This is a genomic window from Isoptericola sp. NPDC056578 (assembly GCF_042793275.1).
Lineage (GTDB): Bacteria > Actinomycetota > Actinomycetes > Actinomycetales > Cellulomonadaceae > Isoptericola.
On the sequence record NZ_JBHTVC010000018.1, the window covers coordinates 50,198 to 62,816 of the forward strand.

General features: G+C 75.3%; 9 protein-coding genes and 1 pseudogene. 3 read left to right on the forward strand and 7 right to left on the reverse strand.

Annotation, left to right across the window (positions count from 1 at the left end; genetic code table 11):
• Nucleotides 1–5 precede the first annotated feature (5 nt).
• Entirely contained in the window at nt 6–2,501 is a 2,496-nt protein-coding gene (locus ACFQ80_RS09510; protein WP_430563475.1) for an MFS transporter, read from the forward strand.
• Nucleotides 2,502–2,506: 5 nt separating this feature from the next.
• Nucleotides 2,507–3,322, forward strand: a complete 816-nt coding sequence (locus tag ACFQ80_RS09515) for a YceI family protein (RefSeq protein ID WP_430563476.1) — start codon at nt 2,507–2,509, stop codon at nt 3,320–3,322.
• Nucleotides 3,323–3,331: 9 nt separating this feature from the next.
• On the opposite strand, the gene ACFQ80_RS09520 is transcribed toward ACFQ80_RS09515, so the two are convergent.
• The 4 genes from ACFQ80_RS09520 to ACFQ80_RS09535 form a co-directional block, all read right to left on the reverse strand.
• Nucleotides 3,332–4,603, reverse strand: a complete 1,272-nt coding sequence (locus tag ACFQ80_RS09520) for a glycosyltransferase (protein ID WP_430563477.1) — start codon at nt 4,601–4,603, stop codon at nt 3,332–3,334.
• 65 nt (nt 4,604–4,668) lie between these two features.
• Entirely contained in the window at nt 4,669–5,700 is a 1,032-nt protein-coding gene (locus ACFQ80_RS09525; RefSeq protein WP_430563478.1) for a DUF1524 domain-containing protein, read from the reverse strand.
• Nucleotides 5,697–6,017: a GNAT family N-acetyltransferase gene (locus ACFQ80_RS09530; RefSeq protein WP_430551531.1), complete on the reverse strand. Its 321-nt coding sequence runs from the start codon at nt 6,015–6,017 to the stop codon at nt 5,697–5,699. Before ACFQ80_RS09530 ends, ACFQ80_RS09525 begins: the two co-directional genes overlap by 4 nt.
• Before the next feature lie 63 nt (nt 6,018–6,080).
• Entirely contained in the window at nt 6,081–6,752 is a 672-nt protein-coding gene (locus ACFQ80_RS09535; protein WP_430563479.1) for a YitT family protein, read from the reverse strand.
• Between the two features lie 91 nt (nt 6,753–6,843).
• Here ACFQ80_RS09535 and ACFQ80_RS09540 point away from each other — a divergent pair, with 91 nt between their 5' ends.
• Nucleotides 6,844–8,148: an MFS transporter gene (locus tag ACFQ80_RS09540; protein WP_430563480.1), complete on the forward strand. Its 1,305-nt coding sequence runs from the start codon at nt 6,844–6,846 to the stop codon at nt 8,146–8,148.
• Nucleotides 8,149–8,169: 21 nt separating this feature from the next.
• Here ACFQ80_RS09540 and ACFQ80_RS09545 read toward each other — a convergent pair whose 3' ends face one another.
• The 3 genes and pseudogenes from ACFQ80_RS09545 to ACFQ80_RS09555 all read right to left on the reverse strand — a co-directional run.
• Nucleotides 8,170–9,138, reverse strand: a complete 969-nt coding sequence (locus ACFQ80_RS09545; protein ID WP_430563481.1) for an NAD(P)-dependent alcohol dehydrogenase — start codon at nt 9,136–9,138, stop codon at nt 8,170–8,172.
• A gap of 91 nt (nt 9,139–9,229) precedes the next feature.
• Nucleotides 9,230–10,552 carry an MFS transporter gene (locus ACFQ80_RS09550; RefSeq protein ID WP_430551527.1) on the reverse strand — a complete coding sequence of 441 codons (1,323 nt, stop codon included), beginning with the start codon at nt 10,550–10,552 and terminating at the stop codon, nt 9,230–9,232.
• A 256-nt stretch (nt 10,553–10,808) separates the two neighbouring features.
• A pseudogene (locus ACFQ80_RS09555) lies at nt 10,809–12,619 on the reverse strand (hypothetical protein); the annotation flags it as partial.

A 12,619-nucleotide genomic window follows, 5' to 3' on the forward strand; every position in this document is an offset into this window, starting at 1 on the left:
CCTTCATGGCATCGACCACAGCGGCGGCGCCCGCGCACGCCAAGCGCGGCGCGCGCACCGACCACCAGCCCGGGGTCTCGATGAGCCACCGGCAGATCCTGGAGGCCCTGTCGGGCCTCATGCTGGGCATGTTCGTCGCGATCCTGTCCTCCACGATCGTCTCGAACGCCCTGCCGGAGATCATCGCCGAGCTCGGCGGCGGCCAGTCGGCCTACACCTGGGTCGTCACGGCCTCGCTGCTGTCGATGACCGCCACCACCCCGCTGTGGGGCAAGCTCGCCGACCTGTTCAGCAAGAAGGTGCTGGTGCAGGTCGCGCTGGTGATCTTCGTGCTCGCCTCGGCGGCCGCGGGGCTCGCGCAGTCCGCGGAGTGGCTCATCGTCTGCCGCGTGTTCCAGGGCATCGGCACCGGCGGTCTGTCCGCCCTGGCGCAGATCGTCATGGCGACGATGATCGCGCCGCGCGAGCGCGGCCGGTACTCCGGCTACCTGGGTGCCACCTTCGCCGTCGCCACCGTCGGCGGCCCGCTGCTCGGCGGCGTCATCACGGACACCGACTGGCTGGGCTGGCGCTGGTGCTTCTACGTGGGCGTCCCGTTCGCGCTCGTCGCGCTGATCGTGCTGCAGAAGACGCTGCACCTGCCCGTCGTGAAGCGCGACAACGTGAAGATCGACTGGGGCGGCGCGTTCCTCTCGACCGCCGCCGTCTGCCTGCTGCTCCTGTGGGTCACGTTCGCGGGCGACAAGTACGACTGGAACTCGTGGCAGACGTACGCGATGACGGGCGGCGCCCTCGTCCTCGTGCTGCTGTTCGTGCTGGTCGAGTCGAAGGTCTCCCAGCCGATCATCCCCATGCGGCTGTTCCGCAACCGCACCGTGGCGCTCTCGTCGGTGGCCTCGCTCTTCGTGGGCGTGGCGATGTTCGCCGGCACCATCTTCTTCAGCCAGTACTTCCAGCTGGCGCGCGACAAGTCGCCGACGATGGCCGGCGTCATGACGATCCCCATGATCGGCGGCCTGTTCGTCTCGTCGACCCTCTCCGGCCTCATCATCACCAGGACCGGCCGCTGGAAGGGCTGGCTGGTCTCCGGGGCCCTGCTGCTCACCGCCGGGCTCGGCCTGCTGGGCACCATCCGGTACGACACCGAGTACTGGCACGTCGCCGTCTTCATGGCGGTGATGGGCGTCGGCGTCGGCATGATGATGCAGAACCTCGTGCTCTGCACACAGAACCAGGTGGCCCCCGCCGACCTGGGGTCCGCCAGCTCGCTGGTCACGTTCTTCCGCTCGCTCGGCGGCGCGATCGGCGTCTCCGCGCTCGGCGCCGTCCTGGCCCACCGGATCCCCGACTACGTCGCGGACGGCCTGGCGAACCTGGGCCCGAAGGGCGCCGAGCTCGCCCAGGGCGCGGCGGGCGGCTCGGGCGAGATCCCCGACATGGACCAGGTGCCCGAGCCCCTGCGCGGCGTCCTCGAGAGCGCGTACGGGCACGGCATCGCCGACGTCTTCCTCATCGGCGCGTGCGCCGCCCTCGTCGCCTTCCTGCTCGTCGCCTTCATCAAGGAGGTCCCGCTGCAGACCAAGGGTGCGATGGAGCAGTCCGCCGCCGAGGAGGCCGGCTCCGCGGCCCCGGAGGCCCTCGAGGACACCGAGGCCTACGCCCCTGAGCTCGTCGCGGTCGGCGCCGGGCCGACCGCTCGGCGCGCCGCTCCGGCGGCGGACGTCCTGCCCGACGGCGGCACGGACGGCATCACCGTGCACGGCCTGGTCCGCGGCGTCGAGGGCGCCCCGCTGCCGCAGGCGGCGATCACGCTCATCTCGCTGGGCGGGCGACAGCTCGGCCTCGCGATCGCGCGGTCCGACGGCGCGTACGCGGTCGACGCGCCGGGCGCCGGCACGTACGTGCTCATCGCCTCGGCCGACGGCTTCCAGCCGCAGGCCTCGACGATCGTCGTCGGCGCGACGCCGCTGGCCCACGACGTGCTGCTCAGTGGCACCAGCGGCCTGCGCGGCGTGGTGCGCGGCCCGGACCTGCACCCCGTCGCGGGCGCGATGGTGCTGGTCACGGACGTGCGCGGCGACCTGCAGGCGAGCACGGTCACGGCGGAGGACGGCGCGTTCGCCCTCGAGGAGCTCGTGCCGGGGCCCGTCACGGTGGCCGTCAACGCCGCCGGGTTCCGGCCCCGCGCGCTGCCCGTCGAGGTCGGCGCCGCCGGCGTCACGCGCGTCGAGGTGGAGCTCGCGGCGGGCGCCCGGGTGACCGGCGTCGTGCGCGCCCCGCACGGGCCGCTCGCGGACGCCCGGGTGACGCTCGTCGACGCGGCGGGCAACGTGGCCGGGACGGCGACGACCGGCGCGGACGGCGCCTACGCGTTCACCGACCTGGACGGCGGCGAGTACACGGTGATCGCGACGGGCTACCCGCCTGCCGCGACGGCCGTGAGCCTCGCCGGCGCGGGCGTCGACGGGCACGACCTCACCCTCGCCCACCCCGCGGAGTGAGCGGCGTGCTGACCGCCACGGTCCGGACGCGCGACGGGTGGGCCGTGCCGCACGCGGTCGTCACCCTCACGGACGCCGCCGGCGCGCAGGTGCTGCGCGCGGACGCGGACGACGACGGCGCGGTCCGCGGCGAGGCCGCGCTGGCCCCGGGCGCGTACGTCGCGATCGTCACGGCGGTGGGCTACGCGCCCGCCGCGACGTCGGCGATCGTCACCGCCGCGGGCCGCGCCGCCCTGGGGGCCGTGACGCTGGCCCGGCAGGGCGGCACGGAGCTGCCGCCGCCGGGCCCGTGGACGATCGACCCCGCGCACTCGTCGGTGGCGGCGGTGGCCCAGCACCTGGGCATCTCCAGCGTGCGGGGCCGGTTCACCGAGCTCGCCGGCCGGATCGACGTCGCGCCCGGCGACGTCTCCCGGTCCGGCGTCGCCGCCGTGATCGCCGCGGCGTCCATCGACACCGGCAACGCCTCTCGGGATGGCCACCTGCGGTCCCCGGACTTCCTCGACGTGGAGCGGTACGAGCACATCACGTACCGCTCGACGGGGATGACGCCGGTCGCCGACGGTCGCTGGACGGTGCACGGCGACCTCACCCTGCACGGGCTGGCGCACCCGGTCGACCTGGACCTGACCTACCTGGGCACCGGCGCCGACGCGCAGGGTGTCGTGCGCGCGGCGTTCCGCGCCACCACGGAGCTGCGCCGCGACGCCTTCGCCATCCGGTACAACGAGGTCGCCGCGGCCGGCGTCGCGATCGTGGGAACGACCCTCAAGGTCGAGCTGGAGATCCAGGCCGCGCAGGGCGCCGCGCTGCCCGCCTGACCGCGCGCCCTACGCGCGGCCGGTGCCGTCCATGTCCTCCAGCTCCGCGACGAGCGTGCTGTGCTCGGCGTCCCGCCGGATCGCCGCCCCGAGGGCGCGCGCCGAGCGCGCGTACGACGGGTCGTCGAGCACGCGCCGGACGGCGTCCGCGAACCGCGCCGACGACGCCGTGCGCGGCAGCCGGACGGCCGCGCCCCGCAGGGTGACGCGGACGGCGTTGTCCGCCTGGTCGCGCCCGTGCGGGACGACGACGGCGGGGAGGTCGGCGGCGAGCGCCTTGAGCAGGGTCCCGTGCCCGCCGTGCGTCACGACGGCGGCGGCCTCCCGCATCGCCCTCCCGTGCGGCGCCGAGGCGACGACCGTGACGTCCGGCGTGCCGCGGACCGCCGCCGGCGACACGGCCGGGCCGGTCGTGACCAGGCCGCGCACGGGCAGCGTCGCGAGCCCGTCGACGACCCGCTGCAGGACGCCGACGTGGTCCTGGAACGTCGACGACATGGCGACGAGGACGAGCGGGGCGTCACCGGGCGGCGGCGACCAGTCGTCGTCGTCCGCCCAGGACGGGTCGTCGAGCACCGGCCCGACGTACCGCGCCGCGGGGGGCAGCGTCGCGGGGAGGTCGAACGCCGGGCTGGTCATGACCAGGTGGCGCCGCGCGCGGTGCACCTGCTCCCACGAGTGCGCGATCGGCCCGACGCCGAGCTCGGCGCGCAGGGCGTTGAGCCGCTCCAGCGTGTAGCGGTCGAGCCCGGCGACCGTCATCCGACGCATGGCCGCGTCCCGCGCCCTGCCGAGCGGGCCGCGCGCAGGCACCAGGCCCATCCCGACCGGCGTCGCGCCCGGGGTGGGCGGGACGTAGACGTTGGGCATGAGGACGTCGAACGGGATGCCGCGCGACTCGGCCGCCATCATGGCGCCGAACGCGAAGATCGACGAGACGACGAGGTCCGGCCGGTCGTCGTCGATGGCCGCGGCGACGTCGCGCGCGTGCCCGGGCGCGGGCCCCGCGATCGCACGGTCGCCCATGAGGCGCGCCTGCGCGAGCGGGCTGGTGCGCTCCCAGTCGCGGAACGGGTCGTGCGCCGGGTCGCGGTCCGGGCGGTTCGGCCCGTGCTCCCAGCGCACGACGCGCGCCCCGGTGGCGCTCGCCTCCGGGAGCATCGAGTCCTCCACCAGCACCGTCACGCGGTGGCCGCGCTCCACGAGCCGTCGCGCGGCGCCGAGCTCGGGCGGTACCGTGCCGCCGCCGTCGGTCAGCGCGAAGAGGTAGGTGTGCGACATCGCGGCCCCTCGGAGGTCGACTCACGGTGTTCGGCGTGCTCGGCTCCACGGTAGGCCGGCCACGCTCACTCGCAGGCGGTCCCGTCCCCGTCGCGGTCCAGCCGGGAGGAGTAGCCGGGGTCGCCGCGGTGCACCGGCGCCGCGCCGGCCGCCCGCGCCGCGTCGCAGTTCGCGAACGGCTCCTGCGTGGGACCCGTGTCGTCCGAGCTCGTGTCGTCCGAGCTCGTGTCGTCCGAGCTCGTGTCGTCCGGGCTGGTGTCGTCCGAGCCGGCGTCGTCCGGGCCGGCGTCCACCCGCGGCGCCGGCCCGCCGGACGGCAGCGGTTCGTCGGGGCACCGGGACAGGATGCCCGCGATGGCGTCGTGCTCGGCCTGCGTGACCCACAGCGCGTACGCCTGCTTCACCGCGACCTGCCGCGCCACGTACTGGCAGCGGAACGCCTTGGACGGCGGCAGCCAGGTCGCGGCGTCGCCGTCCCCCTTGCCCGAGTTGGTCGGGCCGTCGACCGCGAGCAGGTTCAGCGGGTCGTTGGCGAGCTGCCGGCGCGCCACGCCGTCGAGCTGCTGCGCCCCCTTCTGCCACGCGTCGGACAGCGCGACCACGTGGTCGATCTGCACCGCCGTGGACGTCGCCTGCCCGCGCAGGAAGTCGATCCGCGTGGCGGTGTACGGGTCGGCGAGCACGCCGCTCAGCACGATGCAGTCGTGCGTGTCCGGGTCGGTGACGGTGCGGGTCAGGTCGCGCGCGAGGACGTCGTTGCGGGTGTCGCACCCGTTGTGGTCGACGTCGGCCCACGCCGGGCCGAACTGGTCGCGGGAGTAGCCCGTCTTGGGCGCGCGACCCTTGACCGGCAGGCCCTCCAGCGCCGCGAGCGCGGTCCCCGCTGGTGACGTGCCCGGCGACACGGGCGGGTCCGAGGGCGCCGGCTCGTCCGACGGAGCGGGCAGGTCGGACGGCGCTGCCAGGTCGGAGGGCGCGACGTCGTCGACACCGGGGGTCGCGGGCTCGAGGCCGCCGGCGCACGCGCCGAGCAGGAGCGCGACGGAGACACCCAGCGCCGCGATGCCGCCGCGCCGGGTGGTGGTCGCCGCCCTCACCGGGCGGGGTGCGCGAGCAGGTCGGCGTACTCGGGGTGGCGCTGCACGTAGGCCTTGATGAACGGGCACAGCGGCACGATCTTCTCCCCCGCGGCGCGCACCTGGTCGAGCGCGCCGGCGGCGAGCTGCGACCCGATCCCCTGCCCCTCGAACGCCGGGTCCACCTCGGTGTGCGTGAAGACGACCACGGCCGACCCCTCGTCAGCCTTCCGCTCGTAGTACGCGCCGCCGGCGCGGCGGCCGTCGTCGAGCCGGGCGAGGAAGACCTGGTGGTCGCGGTCGTCGACGACCGTCACGGGGGTGGGGGTGGCGTTCATGGCCCCCATCCTGGCCGCTGACCCCGACATCTGTCGCCCCCCGTGCCGGGGGCGAGACGGACCTCACGGCGCCTGGTGGACCGGCTCCTCGTCGCCGGGCAGCAGGCGGTGCAGCAGCGGCGTGTTGACCCGCACGGTGAAGAAGTCGATGAGGGGCCCGGCGAAGAACGCCGTCATGACGGTCCCCACCCCCACCGGGCCGCCGAACAGGATCGCGAGGCCGACGAACGCCAGGTCCTGCACCACCCGCACCACCCGGTAGCGCCACCCGGTGCGGTCGACGACGATCGGCGCGATCGCGTCGTACGGCGCCGTCCCGATCCCCGCGGTCATGTAGGCCGACGCGCCGGCGGTGAACAGCACGATCCCCACCCCGAAGAGCACGGCCTGCAGCAGGTGGCTGGGCGGGTCGGGCACCAGGGGCGCCAGCAGCGCGCCGAACCACTGGACGAAGAACCCCGTCATCACCATGTTGATAACCGTGCCCAGCCCGACGTAGCGGCGCGCCCACACCACGACGGGCACGAGCAGGACGGCGTTCACGGCGAGCTGGTACGCCCCGAGCCCGATGCCGAGGTGCCCGCTGACCCCGATGTTCGCCGCCGTGAACGGGTCGACGCCGACGTGCGCGGACAGCAGCACGGCCGACCCGAGGGCGAGCACGGCGACGCCGCCGAGCGCCCAGAGCGCACGCGGCACGAGCTGCGCCGCGCGCACGCGGTCCCTGGCGGTCATGGTCCGTCACGCTAGAGGCCCCCGGCCGGGCGCGCGCGGTGGGGCTGCGCCGCACCAAGCCCCACACCCGCGGGGGTGGGAGAATCCGGCAGTGACCGAGCCCGTCCCCGAGGGCCCCGACACGGCGTCGGGCGCCCGGAAGCGCAACCCCTATCTCGACGTCCTCCAGGTGCCGGGGGCGCTCCCGTTCTCCGCCGCCGGCGTGATCGCCCGGCTGCCGATGTCGATGGTCGGCATCGGCACGGTGCTCATGGTGCAGGCCCTGTACGGCTCGTACGCGATGGCGGGCCGGGTGTCGGCGGTGCTGGTGGTGGCGCAGGCGCTGGTGGCGCCGCAGATCGCCCGCCTCGTGGACCGGTCGGGCCAGGCCCGCGTGATGACCCCGATGCTGGTCGCGACGACCGTGGGGCTGCTGGGGCTGGTGGTGGCCGCGACCCTGGGCGCCGCGGAGTGGGTGCTGTGGGTGTGCGCCGCGGTGGGCGGGGCGAGCCAGGGCTCGTACGGGTCGCTCGCCCGGGCCCGCTGGTCCCACGTGCTCCCGGAGGCGCGGCGCGTGCACACCGCCTACTCCCTGGAGTCGGCCCTCGACGAGCTGGTGTTCATCGTGGGCCCGGTGCTGGCGACGACGCTCGCGACGACGGTCATCCCCTCGGGCGGCCTGCTGGTCGCGGCCGTCGTGGGCGGCGGGGGCGCCGCCTGGTTCCTCACGCAGCGGCGCACCGAGCCGCCCGCCCGGGGCGCGGCCGTACCCGCGGACGGCGAGCGCGTCGGCTCGGTGACGCACCCCGACGCCGTCCGCCTCGAGCGCCGCTCGGCGATCCGCATGCCCGGGATGCCGGTGCTCGCCGTCGTCTTCGTCGGCATGGGCGTCATGTTCGGGTCGAGCGACGTCGCCACCGTGGCGTTCGCGGAGGAGCAGGGGGTCAAGGGCCTCGCCGGGCTGGTGCTCGCCTGCTTCGCGCTGGGCTCGATGGTCTCGGGCCTGGCGTACGGGGCCCGGCACTGGGTGTCCCCGCTGTCGGTCCGGTTCACCGTCACGGCCTGCGGGATCGCCGTCGGGGTCTCCCTGTTCTTCTTCGTCCAGAACCTCGTGGTCCTGGGCGTGGTGATGTTCGTGGCCGGGTTCGCCATCGCCCCGACGCTCATCAACGGCAACGCCCTGGTGCAGGCGCTCGTCGCGCCGCACCAGCTCACCGAGGGCCTCACGTGGGTGGGCACGTCGCTGGGCGTCGGCGTCTCGCTCGGCTCGTGGCTGGCCGGCGTCGCGGTGGACGCCGTGGACTCGCACGCCGGGTTCCTCGTCACGATGTCGGGCGGCTGGGCGTGCGCCGTCCTCGCTGTCGTCGCCCTGCCGGGGATGCGCAGACGGAAGCCCTACACGGCCGCGACGCCCTGACGCTCGCGTCCCCGGGTCCGGTCAGGGGACGACGACGGTCTTGCCCCGGGAATGGCCGAGCCCGAGCTCGTGCACCGCGTCGGGCGCCTCGGCGAGCGGGCGCACGGCCTCGACGGCGGGGGCGAGCCGCCCCTCGACGACCATCGTCGCCAAGGTCTGCAGGTCGTCCGGCTGGGTGATGCCGACGAACCCTCGCAGCCGTTGCCGCAGGAACGGCGACCACAGCAGCCCGCGGAGCTGGCGCTCCGCCCCGCCGAGGAACCCGCTGGTGGTCACCCCGGCACCCAGCAGCACGAGCGTGCCGCGGGGCGTCAGGGCGCGGCGCAGGTCGCGCAGCGGCCGGTTGCCCGCGACGTCGACGACGACGTCGTGCGGCCCGGCCGCGGTGATCGGTTCGCGGGTGTAGTCGAGAACGCGCTCGGCGCCGAGCCGCGTGACCAGCTCCGCCTTGCCCGGGCCCGCGACCCCGGTGACGACGGCACCTCGCGCCACCGCGAGCCCGACGACGAACGTCCCGACGCCGCCACCCGCGCCGGTGACGAGCACCCGCTGGCCGGCGCGCACCTCGCCGATGTCGCGCACGGCCTGGAGCGCCGTGGTGCCGGACACGCCGAGGGTGGCGGCCGCCTCGGGCGCGAGGTCCGGCGGGCGCGCGGCGAGCTTGTTCTCCGGCGCGAGCGCCAGCTCGGCGAACGCGCCGGCGCCCGTGCCGAACACCTCGTCCCCGACGGCGAACCGTCGCGCCCCGGGGCCCACGGCCTCGACCGTGCCGGCGAGCTCCTGACCCGCGACGCGCGCCTTCGGGCGGCGGAGCCCGAACGCGAGGCGCGCCACCGGTGGCCGTCCCGTCGTCAGGTACCAGACGCCGGCGTCGAGCGCCGCGGCCCGCACCCGGACCAGCAGCTCGCGGCCGGTCGGCTCCGGCGGGTCGACCTCGGCGAGCCGGAGCACCTCGGCCGTGCCGTAGCGGTCGTGCACGATCGCTCGCATCGTTCCTCCCGCGGGCCGGCGAGGGCTGCTGGTCGGGGTTCCTCGACGATACGCACGCCCGCGGGAGCACGCCGTGGCGCGCGCTCGGGGCTCAGGGCTCAGGGTGGTGCGCGTCGTAGCGCCAGAACCGGGGTTGCAGCCGCACGACCAGCCACAGCACGGCGACGCACGCGAGCCCGCCGACGACGGCCGCCCAGCCCTCGCCGAACCACGTGGCCTCCGAGCCCAGCACCATCTCCCCGAGCCGCGGCCCGCCCGCGACGACCACGATGAACACGCCCTGGAGGCGGCCGCGCATGTGGTCAGGCGTCGCGGTCTGCAGGATCGACTGGCGGAACACGGACGAGATCGCGTCCGACCCGCCCGCGAGCAGCAGCGCCACGCCCGCGAGCACGACGGCGCCCCACAGCACGCCGTCCGGCGCGTCCGGCCCGACGGCGACCAGCACCGCGCCGAAGGCCGTGACGCTCAGCCCCCACGCCGTGATCGCCCACACGATGATCCGGCCCTGCCACCGCACGCGGACCAGCGCGCCGGAGAACACGCTCGCGAGGATGCCGCCGACGGCGAACCCGGCGGCGAGCACACCCGTCGTCGTCTCCCCGCCGCCCAGGTAGAGCGCGCCCGCCGCGGGCCACAGCACGCGGGGGAAGGCGAGGACCATCGCGGCCAGGTCGACGACGAACGTCGTGCGCACGTTCGGCCGCGTGGCGAGGTAGCGCAGCCCGTCGAGCACCGAGCTCAGCCCGACGACGCGCCGCCGGGCGGGCGCGGCGCCGGTCACGTCGTCGTCCCTCTGGTCGTCCAGGGTCAGCTCGGGCGGGACGGCGGGCAGCCGCCACACCGCCCACAGCGCGGCGGTGAACAGCAGCGCGTCGAGGGTGTACGCCCAGGCATACCCCAGCCGGGCCACGAGGAGCGCGCCCACGAGGGGGCCGCAGGTGAGGGCCACGTTGAACGACAGCGTCTGGAGCGCGTTGGCCGCCGGCATGAGCTGCGGCTCCAGCAGGCGCGGCACGATCGACGTGCGCGCGGGGTTGTTGATGGCGAACGCTGCGGACTGCAGCGCCACGAGCCCGTACAGCAGGTTCACCGAGCCGACGTCGAGCCACGCCTGCGCCGCGATGGCCGCCGTCACCAGCCACAGCACCGAGGACGCGAGCAGCGAGACGCGGCGCCGGTCGTAGTGGTCCACCAGCGCCCCGCCGTACAGCCCGAGGGCGACCAGCGGCACCAGCGCGGCGATCCCCAGCGTGCCCACCGCGAGCGTGGACCCCGTCAGGGCGTACACCTGCAGGCCCACCGCGACCACGGTGACCTGCGTGCCGATGTTCGAGACGCCGAGGCCCCACCACAGGCGACGGAACGCCGGGGAGACGCGCAGCGGCGTGAGGTCGGCGATCAGGCGGGGCACGGTGTCCCAGGGTAGGCGTGTTCCGCGGGCAGCCCCGGGCGGGTCTGCCGAGACCCTCCCCCGAGAGCCCGGTGATCGTCCGCCCGGGGCCGCCACGCGTACCCCGCGTCGCCGGTGCGTCGTGGGTGCGGCCCGGCCCCCTGCGCCGTGCCGCACCCCGCCGACCCCAGCCGGGGCGGAGCTGCCACGGGACACTCCCCAGTGATCCCCCGTGACAGCGCCGCCCCGTCCGGAGCCGGTACCGGCTCCGACGGGGTCAGCGGGTCTCGACCGCGACGACCTCCCTCCGGCGGCGCAGCACCAGCGCGACGCCCGTCAGCATCAGCAGCAGCGCCGGGCCCAGCAGCCGCAGGTCGCCGCCCGTCGTCGGCAGCGACTGCATCGCGCCGGTCCCGCTGGCACCGTCAGCGCCGGACGCCGCCGTGGCGCCGTCGGACCCGGTACCGATCAGCTGTCCCGAACCGTCCGAGCCGGCGGCCTCGGCGACCGGTCCGCCCACCGGGGTGGTCGAGCCGTCGCCGGACCCGTCGTCACCCGGGTTGGCGGTGCCACCGTCGCCGGGGTCGGTGCCGTCACCCGGGTCCGTGCCGTCACCAGGATCGGTGCCGTCACCAGGATCGGTGCCGTCACCCGGGTCCGTGCCGTCACCCGGGTCCGTGCCGTCACCCGGGTCCGTGCCGTCACCCGGGTCCGTGCCGTCACCAGGATCGGTGCCGTCACCCGGATCGGTAGCGGTGGTGCCGTCCTCCAGGACGTCGTCGACCAGACCGTCCTCGGCGAGGACGTCGTCGGTGACGGCCCCGAGGTCGCCCTCGAGCAGGTCGTTCACCGTGTCGTTGACGTCCTCGACGACGTGCTCGACGAGCTCGTCCGTGACGCCGTCCTGCGGCTCGTCGGCGCCGATGATGTCGTCCACGGTGCCGTCCTCGCCGGCGATCCCGTCGACGGTGTCCTCGACGAGGTCACCCGTGCCGAGCACGTCGTCCACGGTCCCGGTCGAGTCGACGACATCGTTCAGCACCGGGTCCAGACCCTGGTCCTCCAGCACGTCGTCGACCAGGCCGTCCTCGGCGGTCAGGTCGTCGACGACGCCCGGCAGGTCACCGGCCGTCACCGAGTCCACCGTCGAGTCGACGTCGTCCACCACGGCCTCCACGACGCCGTCCGTGACGCCGTCCTGCGGCTCGTCGGCGCCGACGACGTCGTCGACCACGCCGTCCTCACCGAGCAGGCCGTCCGCGGTGTCCTCGACGAGGTCACCCGTGCCGAGCGCGTCGTCCACCGCACCGGTGGAGTCCACGACGTCGTTCAGCACCGGGTCCAGACCCTGGTCCTCCAGCACGTCGTCGACCAGGCCGTCCTCGGCCGTGAGGTCGTCGGCCACCGCGCCGAGGTCGCCCTCGGTGAGGTCTCCCACGACCTGCTCGACGTCGTCGAGCGCGTGCTCGACGAGCTCGTCCGTGACGCCGTCCTCGGGCTCGTCGGCACCGACGACGTCGTCCACGACACCGTCCTCGCCGGCGAGGCCGTCCACGACGTCCTGCACCAGCGACCCGGTCCCGACGGTGTCGTCGACCGTGCCCGCCAGGTCGGAGACCTGGTCGACCACGTCGTCCGCGGCCGCGTCCACGCCGCCGTCCTCCAGCGCGTCGTCCAGAAGCCCGTCGTCGGCGGCGACGTCGTCGACCACGCCCGGCAGGTCGCCGGCCGTCACCGAGTCGAGCGTCGAGTCGACGTCGTCCACCACGGCCTCCACGAGACCGTCCGTGACGCCGTCCTGCGCCTCGTCGGCGCCGAGGACGTCATCCAGCACGCCCTCCTCACCGGCGATCCCGCCGACCACGTCCTGCACCGCCGACCCCGTGCCCAGCAGGTCGTCCACCGCACCGGTGGAGCCCACGACGTCGTTGAGCACCGGGTCCAGGCCCTGGTCCTCCAGCACGTCGTCGACCAGGCCGTCCTCGCCGGTCACGTCGTCGACCACGCCCGGCAGGTCGCCGGCCGTCACCGAGTCGAGCGTCGAGTCGACGTCGTCCACCACGGCCTCCACGAGACCGTCCGTGACGC

What these genes read in the sequence shown, in the direction of transcription:
- ACFQ80_RS09510 (WP_430563475.1), top strand. Translation starts at nt 6, where the DNA reads ATGGCATCGACCACAGCGGCGGCGCCCGCGCACGCCAAGCGCGGCGCG.
- ACFQ80_RS09520 (WP_430563477.1), bottom strand. Translation starts at nt 4,603, where the DNA reads ATGTCGCACACCTACCTCTTCGCGCTGACCGACGGCGGCGGCACGGTA.
- ACFQ80_RS09530 (WP_430551531.1), bottom strand. Translation starts at nt 6,017, where the DNA reads ATGAACGCCACCCCCACCCCCGTGACGGTCGTCGACGACCGCGACCAC.
- ACFQ80_RS09535 (WP_430563479.1), bottom strand. Translation starts at nt 6,752, where the DNA reads ATGACCGCCAGGGACCGCGTGCGCGCGGCGCAGCTCGTGCCGCGTGCG.
- ACFQ80_RS09545 (WP_430563481.1), bottom strand. Translation starts at nt 9,138, where the DNA reads ATGCGAGCGATCGTGCACGACCGCTACGGCACGGCCGAGGTGCTCCGG.